Source organism: Streptomyces sp. NPDC087859 (genome assembly GCF_044742595.1).
Classification (GTDB): domain Bacteria; phylum Actinomycetota; class Actinomycetes; order Streptomycetales; family Streptomycetaceae; genus Streptomyces; species Streptomyces canus_F.
In genome coordinates, this window is the sequence record NZ_JBIUUU010000014.1 from 145,286 (window position 1) to 157,552 (window position 12,267).

The following is a 12,267-nucleotide window of genomic DNA, read 5'->3' on the forward strand; positions in this document are numbered from 1 at the left end:
CATCACCATGGTCGCCCCGCCTGGTCAGACGGGTAAACCGGAGAAAGGGTTGCACAACGCACTGTGCCCACCCCGTGGAAGGGTGGGCACAGTGCGTAGTCGTTGAACGCGGGCGTACCGCGCTCACCTGCTATTTCATCCGAAGATGTCGTACTGCTTGAAATCGGTACCGACCGAGATCCTTGTGGCGAAGATCTCGCTCGTGGCCTTGCCGGTGCCCTTGTACAGGTACAGGGTGCCGCCGGGCGTACGGGCCAGGAAGTCGGCCTTGCCGTCGCCGGTCATGTCACCGATGGCGTCGAAGGCGTTGTACGTCGTGTTGCTCCAGGTGCGCACCTTCACACGGGCGGAGAAGGGGCTGGAGGCCTTGCCGGTGCCCTTGTAGAGGTAGAGGGCACCGGTGCTCTTGTTGCGCGCGAGCAGGTCGGCCTTGCCGTCACCGTTGAAGTCACCCTTGCCGCGGACCATGTTGTACGCGTTCCAGCCGGTGCCCGTGCCGATCTGCACACGGGCCGAGAAGGTGCCGTTGCCCTTGCCCGGGTAGAGCCACGCCTTGCCGGCGGAGTCCACGGAGACCAGGTCGGGCTTGTAGTCACCGGTCAGGTCGCCGGGGGTGATGATGCGGGTGCGGGTCTTCCAGTTGTCGAAGATCTGCTTGGTCGCCCAGTCCTGGATGGACCAGTCGTAGTGCGTCCAGTAGACGTCGCCGGTGTCGCTGCGGCGGTACACCAGGTCCTGGACGCTGTCCCGGTCGAAGTCCGTCTGCGTGACGAGGTTGACGCCGCCCCAGTCGCCGAGGCTCTGCCGGGCGCCGAAGGACGTGCCCTTGGAGTCCTTCTCATAGCCCGTCTTCGTGGACGCGTTGCGCACGAAGAGGTCGGCCTTGGCGTCGGTGTAGCTCATGTTGGCGTCGTCGACCTGGGCGTAGGCGGCACCGAGGTACGTCTTGACCTTCGAGAAGACGCTGTACGCGCCCTTCTCGACGCAGTCCACGACACCCCAGGAGACGACACCGACGATGCGGCCGTTGACGACCAGCGGGCCACCGGAGTCACCGTTGCAGGCGGACGTCGTACCGGCGTCGCTGCCGCTGGCGGGCTTGCCCGCGCAGACCATGTGGCCCTTGACGAAGTCGGTGCCGTAGTAACCGGCGCAGGTGCTGTCCGACTGGATCGGCAGCGTGGCCGTCTTCAGGGTGTCGGAGACGTCCTGGGTGGTGGAGCTGGTGCGGCCCCAGCCGTAGACCTTGGCGCTGGTGCCGGCGGTGTACGAGGCGGTGTCCGTGGACGTCGTCATACGGATCGGCGTCGCCTTGACCGGGGAGGCCAGGGTGAGGACGGCGATGTCGTTGTCGATGGTCCGCGAGCTGTAGGACGGGTGGGTCCACTGACGGACCACACCGGAGACCTCGCCGGTGGTGTTGCCCGCGTCGTCGGGCAGCTGCGTGGCACCGGTCACGATCGCGCCGTACTTGGCCCAGTCGTAGCCCTTGGCGCAGTGCGCGGCGGTGAGGATCTTCGTGGGCGAGACGACGGTGCCACCGCAGAAGAAGCCGGTGTCGGTGGTGTCGTCGTAGTACCAGAGCTGGGCCATCCACGGCGCCGAGGTGATGGTGGTGGTGGAGCCGCCGATGATCTTCGCGTCGACGGTGCCGCTGCTCGAACTCAGCGACGACTTGCTGGTGTTCTCCCCCGCGGTGTCGTCACCGGCGACCGCGCCGGCGACGCGCTTCTCCAGCTCGGCCTGCGACACGGTGCTGATGGCGGGCTTGACCGTCGGCTTCGGGAGCTCGGTGGCGGCACCGGCCGACGTGGTCAGCAGCGCGGCGGCGACAGCGGCTGCCGCACCGGCCGCGCCGATGGGCAGGGCGATCCGCATCCGACGTCTGTGGCGACCGGCTCCGGACATGGCTGTACCCACTCAAGTCCCCCCTCGGGATCAGAAGTTCAAGGGTCGAAAAAGTGACCGAAGAGCGCGATCGTACACCGGGCCACAGACAGCAAAGAGGGCCACCCTTGCAACAGGGCGGCCCTCTTAACGAAGACTTACGTCAGTCGCCGTTACCGGGGGTCGGCGTCGTCTTCTGGATCTGCATCAGGAACTCGGCGTTCGACTTCGTCTGCTTCATCTTGTCGAGGAGCAGTTCGACCGCCTGCTGCTGGTCGAGCGCGTGCAGCACCCGACGCAGCTTCCAGACGATCCCGAGCTCGTCGGGAGCGAGCAGGATCTCTTCCTTACGGGTACCGGACGCGTCCACGTCCACCGCCGGGAAGATGCGCTTGTCGGCGAGCTTGCGGTCGAGCTTGAGCTCGGCGTTGCCGGTGCCCTTGAACTCCTCGAAGATGACCTCGTCCATGCGGGACCCGGTGTCCACCAGGGCGGTGGCGAGGATGGTCAGCGAGCCGCCGTCCTCGATGTTGCGGGCCGCACCGAAGAAGCGCTTCGGCGGGTACAGGGCGGTCGAGTCGACACCACCGGACAGGATGCGGCCGGAGGCGGGCGCCGCGAGGTTGTACGCACGGCCCAGACGCGTGATCGAGTCGAGCAGCACGACGACGTCGTGACCCAGCTCCACCAGACGCTTGGCGCGCTCGATGGCGAGCTCGGCGACCGTGGTGTGGTCCTCGGCGGGGCGGTCGAAGGTCGAGGAGATGACCTCGCCCTTGACCGACCGCTGCATGTCGGTGACCTCTTCCGGACGCTCGTCGACCAGGACGACCATCAGGTGGCACTCGGGGTTGTTGTGCGTGATCGCGTTGGCGATCGCCTGCATGATCATGGTCTTGCCGGTCTTCGGCGGGGCCACGATCAGACCGCGCTGGCCCTTACCGATCGGCGCGACGAGGTCGATGATGCGGGTGGTGAGGATGCCCGGGTCCGTCTCCAGACGGAGGCGGTCCTGCGGGTACAGCGGCGTCAGCTTGTTGAACTCCGGCCGCCCGCGCCCGGATTCGGGCGCCATGCCGTTGACGGAGTCCAGCCGGACCAGCGCGTTGAACTTCTCGCGGCGCTCGCCGTCCTTGGGCTGACGGACCGCACCTGTGACGTGGTCACCCTTGCGCAGGCCGTTCTTACGGACCTGGGCGAGGGAGACGTACACGTCGTTGGGACCCGGGAGGTAACCCGACGTACGGATGAAGGCGTAGTTGTCGAGGATGTCCAGGATGCCCGCGACCGGGATCAGGACGTCGTCGTCGGCGACCTGCGGCTCGGCGGCGCCACCCATCTCGTCACGGCCACGACGGCCACGACGGTCCCGGTAACGGCCGCGACGGCCACGGCGGCCGCCGTCGAAGTCGTCGTCGTCCTGCGGGCCGGCGTTGCGGTCCTGGCGGTCCTGACGGCCGCCGCCCTGCTGCTGGCTCTGCTGCTGGCCGCGCTGGCCGCCCTGCTGGTCGTCGCCCTTGCCGCGGCGGTCGCGGTCCCGGCCGCCCCGCTCACGGTCACCGCGCTCGGCACGGTCACCACGCTCGGCACGGTCCCGGCGGTCGCGACGGCCCTGACGGCCCTCCGCGTCACCGGCGTCGCCCTGCGTCTGCGCGGGCGTCTCGGCCTTCGGCTCGCTCTTCGCCTCGGCGACCACCGTCTCGGGGCTGCCGGCGTCGGCCGTGGCACGGCGACGACGGCGCTCCGCGGGAGCGTCCTCTCCCCCACGCTCGGCTTCGCTCGCGCGGGAGGGGCCCCCAGCGGGCTGCCCGGGAATCTCGATCTGCTGCTGGGCCACGGCCTTCTCGGCGGGGGCCTCGGCCGCCTTCTCCGCCTTCTTCTCGGCGGCTTCGCCGGTACGGGCCTTGGAGGTGGCGCGGCGCTTGGGCTTGGTCTCGGCGGCGTCCGCGGCGGCGGATGACGCGGCCTTGGCCGGGGCGGCACCACCGCCGGCCTGTGCCTCCTTGATGACCTCGATCAGCTGGCTCTTGCGCATACGCGCGGTGCCCCTGATGCCGAGGCCGGATGCGACCTGCTGCAGCTCGGCCAGCACCATGCCGTCGAGGCCGGTACCGCGGCGCCGCCGGGAGCCGGCACCGGTGGCAGGCGCGGAGGCGTCCGTGGAGGGCGCGGCAGCGGTCTCCTCGACACGTGCGCCCATCAGATCGGTGGTGTCGCTCACGAAGGGTCCTTCCCTGGAGCGGACGTCGGCCTGTCTGGCTCGGCGACCGTTTGTGCTGTCCGACGGCGGTCCCATCCTTGTGGACCGTGCCGGGGCGGTGGTCCGCCTGGGCGGCGGAGGAATCTGGTGATGGCGCTTCCCAGAGCAGTGACACCGACGGTCTGTGTCACATGGCTCGGTCGCACCGGTTCCGGAGCGTGCCCGGCAAGTCGCTCAGTGCCCGCGCACGAGGTACAGCCCGCGTACGTCGTACGAAACACAGTGCGGCTTGGGAGGCTCCCGGAAGAATGTCTGTCCCGGACGGGGACGTGAAGCACCTCGCCATGGTGGGGTCGGGTGCAGACTTGAGGTTAACACTACCGGATCCAACAAACATTCCCCCTCTCCAAATCCGGCAATCGCCGGTATTCAGATGTCACTGGTGGAAGCGAGCGGCAGCACAATCGCCCCCTGACCATCGAGTTCGAGCCGGTTGGCGGCCCAGCCCTCGCCTGCCAGATGGGCCACCTTGTCCGCGCTGTCCTCATCGGCCAGCGCGAGAACCGTGGGGCCCGCTCCGGAAATCACGGCCGGAACTCCGTCCGCCCTCAATCGCTCTACGAGCGCGGCGCTTTCCGGCATGGCCGGAGCCCGGTATTCCTGGTGCAGCCGGTCCTCGGTCGCGGGCAGCAGCAGCTCGGGGCGCCGGGTGAGGGCCTCGACGAGCAGCGCGGCACGGCCCGCGTTGGCGGCGGCGTCGACGTGCGGCACGGTGCGCGGCAGCAGTCCGCGCGCGGTCTCGGTGAGCACCGGCTTCCCGGGCACGAAGACCACCGGAACGACGGAACGATCGGGCTCCATCCTGATCGCCCGCGCGGCGCCCGCCTCCATCCAGGAGAGCGTGAAACCGCCGAGCAGACACGCCGCGACATTGTCGGGGTGGCCCTCGATCTCGGTCGCGAGCTCGAGGAGCGCGGTGTCGTCGAGCTTGGACTCGCCGCCTATGGTCACGGCACGCGCGGCGACGATGCCCGCGCAGATGGCGGCCGACGAGGAGCCCAGGCCACGGCCGTGCGGGATGCGGTTGGCGCACACGATCTCGAGGCCGCGCGGCTGTCCGCCGAGCAGGTCGAAGGCGGTGCGCAGGGACCGTACGAGGAGGTGCTTCTCGTCGCGCGGGAGGGTCTCGCTGCCCTCACCCGCGATGTCGATGTGCAGCCCGGAGTCGGCCACCCGGACGACGACGTCGTCGTAGAGCCCCAGCGACAGGCCGAGGGCGTCGAAGCCCGGGCCGAGGTTGGCGCTGGTGGCGGGGACGCGCACCCGGACGGCGGCGGCGCGGAACGCTGGACCGGCCATCGCTCGATGACTCTCCTTGAGCTGCGTGATTGTCGAAGACATTCGATACGTACCTGGAAACCCTCGGGTCGCGGAGATGACACGACTCCCGGCCATGCGCGGGGGCATATGCGGCGGGCGGGTTCAGTACAGCCTATCGAAGGAAGGTTCTGTGGCGACATAGGGCGCACAGGAGGCGCACGATGCGTGTCGTAAGCCCCCTGTGCACCCCCTTGGGGATGTCGCTCCGGGGATGTCTCTTATACGAGGCCGAGGCGCTCGGCCGCCGTCGCCGCGTCGACCGGGACGGTGACCGGCTGCGGGGCGCCGGCGACGGCCCAGTCGGGGTCCTTGAGGCCGTTGCCGGTGACGGTGCACACGATCTTCTGACCCGGGTCGACCAGTCCCTGCTCGGCGGCCTTCAGCAGACCGGCGACGGACGCGGCGGAGGCGGGCTCCACGAAGACGCCCTCCTGCGCGGCCAACAGGCGGTAGGCGCGCAGGATCTCACGGTCCGTCACCTCGTCGATGAGGCCGCCGGACTCGTCCCGCGCCGCGAGGGCGTAGTTCCAGGAGGCCGGGTTGCCGATGCGGATGGCGGTGGCGATCGTCGACGGGTCCTTGACGACCTCGCCGCGCACGATCGGGGCACTGCCGGAGGCCTGGAAGCCCCACATGCGGGGGGTCCTGGCGGCGATGCCGTCGGCGGCGTACTCCTTGTAGCCCTTCCAGTACGCGGTGATGTTGCCCGCGTTGCCGACCGGGAGGACGTGGATGTCGGGTGCGTCGCCGAGCATGTCCACGATCTCGAAGGCGGCGGTCTTCTGGCCCTCGATGCGCACCGGGTTGACCGAATTGACCAGCGCCACGGGGTAGTTGTCGCTCAGGGCGCGGGCGAGGGTGAGGCAGTCGTCGAAGTTGCCGTCGACCTGGAGGATCTTCGCGCCGTGGATGAGCGCCTGGCCCATCTTGCCGAGCGCGATCTTTCCCTGCGGGACGAGTACGGCGCAGACCATGCCGGCGCGCACCGCGTACGCGGCGGCGGAGGCGGAGGTGTTGCCGGTGGAGGCGCAGATGACCGCCTTCGCACCCTCTTCCTTGGCCCGGGTGATGGCCATGGTCATGCCGCGGTCCTTGAAGGACCCCGTCGGGTTCGCGCCCTCCACCTTGAGGTGGACCTCGCAGCCCGTGCGCTCGGAGAGCACCTGCGCGGGCACGAGGGGCGTGCCGCCCTCGCGGAGCGTCACGACCGGCGTGCTGTCGGAGACGGGCAGCCGGTCCCGGTACTCCTCGATGATTCCGCGCCACTGGTGGGTCATTGCTGGTTACTCTCCTTCAACCCGCATGATGCTGGCGACACCGCGCACGGTGTCGAGCTTGCGCAACGCCTCGACGGTCCCGCCCAGGGCGGCGTCGGACGCGCGGTGGGTCACGACGACGAGGGAGGCCTCGCCGTCCTTGCCCTGCTGGCGAACCGTATCGATGGACACCCCGTGCTCGGCGAACACGGTGGCCACCTGGGCGAGAACACCCGGTTTGTCCGCCACGTCAAGGCTGATGTGGTACCGCGTGAAGACCTCGCCCATCCCCGACACGGGAAGGGCGGCGTACGCGGACTCGCCGGGACCGGTCGCACCATTGAGCCGGTTCCGGCAGACGGCGACCAGGTCGCCGAGCACGGCCGAGGCGGTGGGAGCACCACCGGCGCCGGGGCCGTAGAACATGAGCTGACCGGCCGCGTCCGACTCGACGAAGACGGCGTTGTAGGCGCCGCGCACGGAGGCCAGCGGATGGGTCAGCGGGATCATCGCGGGGTGCACGCGCGCGGTGACGGACGCGCCGTCCTCGGCCCGCTCGCAGATCGCGAGCAGCTTGATGGTGCAGCCCATGTTCTTCGCGGAGGCGAAGTCGGAGGCGGTGACCTCGGTCATCCCCTCGCGGTAGACGTCGTCGAGACGCACGCGCGTGTGGAAGGCGATACCGGCGAGGATGGCGGCCTTGGCGGCGGCGTCGAAGCCCTCGACATCGGCGGTGGGGTCGGCCTCGGCGTACCCCAGGGCGGTGGCCTCGTCGAGAGCCTCCTGGTAGCCGGCGCCGGTGGAGTCCATCTTGTCGAGGATGAAGTTGGTCGTGCCGTTGACGATGCCCAGCACACGGTTGACCTTGTCGCCGGCGAGGGACTCGCGCAGCGGCCGGATCAGCGGGATGGCACCGGCGACGGCGGCCTCGTAGTAGAGGTCCGCGTCGTGCTCCTCGGCGGCGGCGTGCAGGGCGGCGCCGTCCTGGGCGAGGAGCGCCTTGTTGGCGGAGACGACGGAGGCGCCGTGCTCGAAGGCCGTGGTGATGAGGGAGCGCGCGGGCTCGATGCCGCCGATGACCTCCACCACGACGTCGATGTCCCCGCGTTTGACGAGCGCGGTCGCGTCCGTGGTGACCAGTTCGGCCGGGATGCCTTCGCGCACCTTGGAGGGCCGTCGCACGGCGACCCCGGCGAGCTCGACGGGAGCGCCGATGCGCGCGGCGAGGTCGTCGGCGTGCGTCGTCATGATGCGCGCCACCTCTGAGCCGACAACCCCACAGCCCAGCAGCGCCACCTTCAGCGGACGCGTACGCATCATCCGACCTCGTTTCCTCATACCGTCTACGGTTGGTCCAGTCTCACTCACCGGACGGGAGTTTCTACCCTTCGTCCGGATCGTGAGACATCTATTTCATTTGTACGGGGGTGGAAGACAGGAGATCTTCCACCCGCCGGCGAGGGCTCACCCGACGTCGAGACGCAGCAGGTCCTCCTCCGTCTCACGGCGGACGATGACCCGCGACTCACCATCGTTCACCGCGACGACCGGCGGCCGCAGCACATGGTTGTAGTTGCTGGCCATGGACCGGCAGTACGCACCCGTGGCAGGGACCGCGATGAGGTCACCGGGCACGATGTCGGCCGGCAGGAACGCGTCCTTCACCACGATGTCCCCGCTCTCGCAGTGCTTGCCGACGACCCGGGCGAGCATGGGCTCGGCGTCGGAGGTGCGGGAGACCAGGGCGACGGTGTACTCGGCGTCGTACAGCGCGGTCCGGATGTTGTCGGACATGCCGCCGTCGACGGAGACGTAGGTGCGCAGGCCGTCGAGGGGCTTGGTGGTGCCGACCTCGTAGAGCGTGAACGCGGTGGGGCCGACGATGGCGCGCCCCGGCTCGACGGAGATACGGGGCGTGCGGAGCCGGGCGGACTCGCACTCACGCGTGACGATCTCGGTGAGCGCCTTGGCGATCTCGTGGGGCTCACGCGGGTCGTCGTCGGAGGTGTAGGCGATACCGAGGCCACCACCGAGGTCGATCTCGGGAAGCTCTACGCCGTGCTCGTCACGGATGTCCTTCAGCAGCCCGACGACCCGGTGGGCGGCGACCTCGAAGCCGGACATGTCGAAGATCTGCGACCCGATGTGGGAGTGGATGCCGATGAGCTCGAGGCCGTCCAGCTGAAGAGCCCGTCGTACGGCTTCGGCGGCCTGCCCGCCGGCGAGCGGGATGCCGAACTTCTGGTCCTCGTGGGCGGTGGCGATGAACTCGTGCGTATGCGCTTCCACGCCGACGGTGACACGGATCTGGACGCGCTGCCGCTTGCCGAGTTCCTGGGCGATGTGGGCGACGCGGACGATCTCCTGGAAGGAGTCGAGGACGATACGGCCGACGTCCGCGCGGATCGCCCTTTCGATCTCCTCCTTCGACTTGTTGTTGCCGTGGAAGGCGATGCGGTCGGCGGGCATACCGGCGGAGAGGGCGGTGGCTAGCTCGCCACCGGAGCAGACGTCGAGGTTGAGCCCCTCCTCGTGCAGCCAGCGGACGACGGCGCGGGAGAGGAAGGCCTTGCCGGCGTAGAAGACGTCGGCGTCGGCACCGAAGGCGGAACGCCAGGCGCGGGCCCGCGCACGGAAGTCGGTCTCGTCGATGACGTAGGCGGGAGTGCCGTACTCCTCGGCGAGCTGCGTGGCGGTGATGCCGCCGACGGTGAGGACACCGTCCTCGTCGCGCGTGACCGTCTGGGCCCAGACCTTCGGGTCGAGGGTGTTGAGGTCGGCGGGCGGCGCGGAGTAGTGGCCCTCGGGGAGAACATCGGCGTGACGGGGCCCGGCGGGGTGTGCGGAACGGCTCATGGTCTGTGGCTGGCTCTCTAGATGTGGTCGGGTGCGTCGATGCCGAGCAGGGTCAGGCCGCCGGCCAGCACCGTCCCGGCGGCTTCGGCGAGGGCGAGCCGGGAACGGTGGGCGACCGAGGGTTTCTCGTCGCCGAGCGGGAGGACCGTGGGCAGGAAGGCGAGGGTCGCGTCGGCGACGGTCACCAGGTGGCGGGCAAGGCGGTCCGGCGCATGTGCCGTGGCGGCGGCGCCCAGGATCCGGGGGTGGTCGGCGAGGGCGGCGATGAGAACACCGGCGGTGACGTGCGGGTCGCCGGACTGCGGATCTCCAGGCCGTACGTCTCCGGGGTGCGGCTCTCCAGGCCGTACGTCGCCGGGGTGGGGGTCGAATCCCAGGTCGGCGGCGTTGCGGCTGAGCGCCCGGGTGCGGGCGTGGGCATAGCGGACGCGGAAGAGAGGGTTGCTCTCGCGCTGAACCAGGTGCTCGTCGGTGATACGGGGCCGGTCGTGGGCGGCGGGATGAAGCAGCGCCCAGCGGGCGGCGTCGCGGCCGAGGGGGGTGGGGTCGGCGGGGGCGGGCACCGGGCGGATGTTGATGTGGAGGGGGGCGGAGGCGTCAAGGCTTGCGCCGAGGGGGGTGGGGGCGGCGGGGGCGGGCGCCGGTCGCACGTTGATGTCGAGGGGGGCGGGCGCCTCGGGGGCGCCGGATGCGCCGACGCGCGCGCCGAAGGGGGCGGAGTCGGCGGGGGCGGGCACCGGACGGACGTCGACGTCGAAGGGGGCGGGCGCCCCGCGGGTGCCGGAGGCGTCGACGCGTGCGCCGAGGAGGTCGGTCCATTCCGGCCGGGGCAGGGCTTGCGAGGACGTACGGACGAGGGCGCCCTGGGAGACGAGGATGCGGGCGATGGCGTCCATGACGACGACGGCGCGGACCTCGTGCGGGGCGTGGAGCCGCACGATCTCTCCGGTGGGGCGGTCGCTGTGGCCGTACCGGAGCCCGCGCCGCAGGATCTCCTCGACGAGCCCGGCGGGGGTGGTGTCGCGCAGGCTGATGTTGAGAAACCCGGGCCCCGTGACGACGACGTCGGTGACGCCGGGGGTGTCGAGGAGATGCGGCCGGAGAATCTCGGCGACCTTTTCCGACGGCCGGCCGGCGGGGCGGGCGAGCTGGAGGGCGATGTTGGTGGCGTAGTCACCACAGCCGCCGGGCCCGGGGGGCGTGACGACGGCCCGTCCAGGAACGGTCACGTTCAGCTCCCCGCCGTCGACAGCGCGACGGACCGCGCGCAGCACGGTACGGGAGAGCTCGACGGGGGTCACGGGACAAGCGTAGGGGAGGAGGGGGGTGGGTAGGCGAGTCGGTTTGGGCGAAGGTCCGCGATGTGGACGGGGGCGAGACACCGGGCCGGGCGGGCGTGGGGTGGGCGGGGCGGGGCTGGGTGGGCGTGGGGCTCAGCCGCCGGTGCGCCCGGCCCTCTCAGCCTCTCCGGCACCGAGAACGCGCCCGAAGACATCGTCGCTGTCCTCCTCGACCGGGTCCGCGGCATGCTTGCGCTCGATCAACTGCCGTACGAGCTGGACGAGTTCGGCGGGCTCGAAGGGCTTGGCCAGGAAGGCGTCGACACCGACATCGAGACCGCTCTCCACCTCGTGCTGTGTGCACGCGCTGACGATGGCAAGAGGAAGATCACGGGTCCGAGGATCGGAACGCAGCCGGGCGGCGGTCCGAAGCCCATCGAGTCGGGGCATAACGACATCAAGGGTCACCACGTCGGGCCGCACCTGATGCACCACATCCAGACACTCGGCACCATCAGCCGCGGTCACGACCTCGATGCCCTCCAGCTCGAGATTGACCCTGATCAACTGCCGGATGACCTTGTTGTCGTCCACAACAAGCACCCGGCCCGAAGCGCCTGGCACAACTCGAGAGTAGGTCCGGACCGGCCACCGCGTCCGGGTTTTACCGACTTCTGCCCCCGCGGGGGAACGAACGAGATCACCGGTCCCCACAACCGACCACCGCGACCCCTCCCGGACAGGGCTGCGACGCCGATAAACCCGTTCATGAACACCCCGACGAAGCTGGTAGTGTTCTACCCGTCGCCGCGAGCAACGCGACCGACACGCCCCCGTAGCTCAGGGGATAGAGCAACGGCCTCCGGAGCCGTGTGCGCAGGTTCGAATCCTGCCGGGGGCACTCGCCGAAGATCAGCAGAAACCACACGCTGACCTGGGCGGATGCCGACATGAAAGAGCGGGAGTCAGTCTCACTGACTCCCGCTCTTTGTAGTTGTTTCGCAGTGGTCGCGATAGACCTGCGATAGACACCCGACACGATCAGGGCGAGCAGCGCCCCGCCGACACGCCTAGTACGGACCCATCCGCTCGGCGGCCTGCTGGAGCCTCCGCGTTGCCGCATCGAGTATCCGCACCGTGTCTGGGAGACCGCTGAAGTCCGAGGCAGCATCCGCGAGCAATCCTGCGTTGTCGCTGAGATTGGCCAGCTTGTCCGTCGCACGGGCGAGCAGCCTCGCGTTGTCCTCCAAGCCAGACAGCTGCCACGCCGAGTCATTCAACATCCGAGCGACATCCTCGGAGATCCCAAAACCGTGAACTCGCGGATCGCTCAGCTCGTCGGTGAGGCTGCGCAGCAACGCAGCGAGGTCTGGTGCACTCTCTGAGACTCAAGAGGCCTCCGGAACCG

At 69.6% G+C, this 12,267-nt stretch carries 9 protein-coding genes and 1 tRNA gene; 1 reads left to right on the forward strand and 9 read right to left on the reverse strand.

All coding sequences use genetic code 11. From position 1 onward, the window contains the following. Positions 1–135 precede the first annotated feature (135 nt). The 8 genes from ACIOHP_RS32415 to ACIOHP_RS32450 all read right to left on the reverse strand — a co-directional run bounded on the left by ACIOHP_RS32415 (position 136) and on the right by ACIOHP_RS32450 (position 11,573). On the reverse strand, positions 136–1,878 hold the full coding sequence (locus ACIOHP_RS32415) for a trypsin-like serine protease (RefSeq protein WP_401893153.1): 1,743 nt from the start codon (positions 1,876–1,878) through the stop codon (positions 136–138). A 172-nt stretch (positions 1,879–2,050) separates the two neighbouring features. After that, complete coding sequence (gene rho / locus ACIOHP_RS32420; RefSeq protein WP_401893155.1) at positions 2,051–4,108, reverse strand: transcription termination factor Rho; 2,058 nt, start codon at positions 4,106–4,108, stop codon at positions 2,051–2,053. Positions 4,109–4,516: 408 nt separating this feature from the next. Further along, a complete protein-coding gene (gene thrB / locus ACIOHP_RS32425; protein ID WP_361542159.1) occupies positions 4,517–5,446 on the reverse strand; it encodes a homoserine kinase in 930 nt (309 codons plus the stop codon). A 239-nt stretch (positions 5,447–5,685) separates the two neighbouring features. Continuing rightward, positions 5,686–6,744: a threonine synthase gene (gene thrC / locus ACIOHP_RS32430; RefSeq protein ID WP_351689423.1), complete on the reverse strand. Its 1,059-nt coding sequence runs from the start codon at positions 6,742–6,744 to the stop codon at positions 5,686–5,688. A 6-nt stretch (positions 6,745–6,750) separates the two neighbouring features. Next, positions 6,751–8,043 carry a homoserine dehydrogenase gene (locus ACIOHP_RS32435; protein ID WP_361542162.1) on the reverse strand — a complete coding sequence of 431 codons (1,293 nt, stop codon included), beginning with the start codon at positions 8,041–8,043 and terminating at the stop codon, positions 6,751–6,753. Between the two features lie 144 nt (positions 8,044–8,187). After that, on the reverse strand, positions 8,188–9,579 hold the full coding sequence (lysA, locus tag ACIOHP_RS32440) for a diaminopimelate decarboxylase (protein WP_361542165.1): 1,392 nt from the start codon (positions 9,577–9,579) through the stop codon (positions 8,188–8,190). A 17-nt stretch (positions 9,580–9,596) separates the two neighbouring features. After that, positions 9,597–10,880, reverse strand: coding sequence for an ArgS-related anticodon-binding protein NrtL (nrtL, locus tag ACIOHP_RS32445; RefSeq protein WP_401893157.1), 1,284 nt, complete (start codon positions 10,878–10,880; stop codon positions 9,597–9,599). A gap of 132 nt (positions 10,881–11,012) precedes the next feature. Then, a complete protein-coding gene (locus ACIOHP_RS32450) occupies positions 11,013–11,573 on the reverse strand; it encodes a response regulator (RefSeq protein ID WP_401893159.1) in 561 nt (186 codons plus the stop codon). A gap of 115 nt (positions 11,574–11,688) precedes the next feature. Here ACIOHP_RS32450 and ACIOHP_RS32455 point away from each other — a divergent pair. Then, a tRNA-Arg gene (locus tag ACIOHP_RS32455) sits at positions 11,689–11,760 on the forward strand. Between the two features lie 169 nt (positions 11,761–11,929). On the opposite strand, the gene ACIOHP_RS32460 is transcribed toward ACIOHP_RS32455, so the two are convergent. Beyond that, complete coding sequence (locus ACIOHP_RS32460; protein ID WP_401893160.1) at positions 11,930–12,217, reverse strand: hypothetical protein; 288 nt, start codon at positions 12,215–12,217, stop codon at positions 11,930–11,932. Between the last annotated feature and the right edge of the window lie 50 nt (positions 12,218–12,267).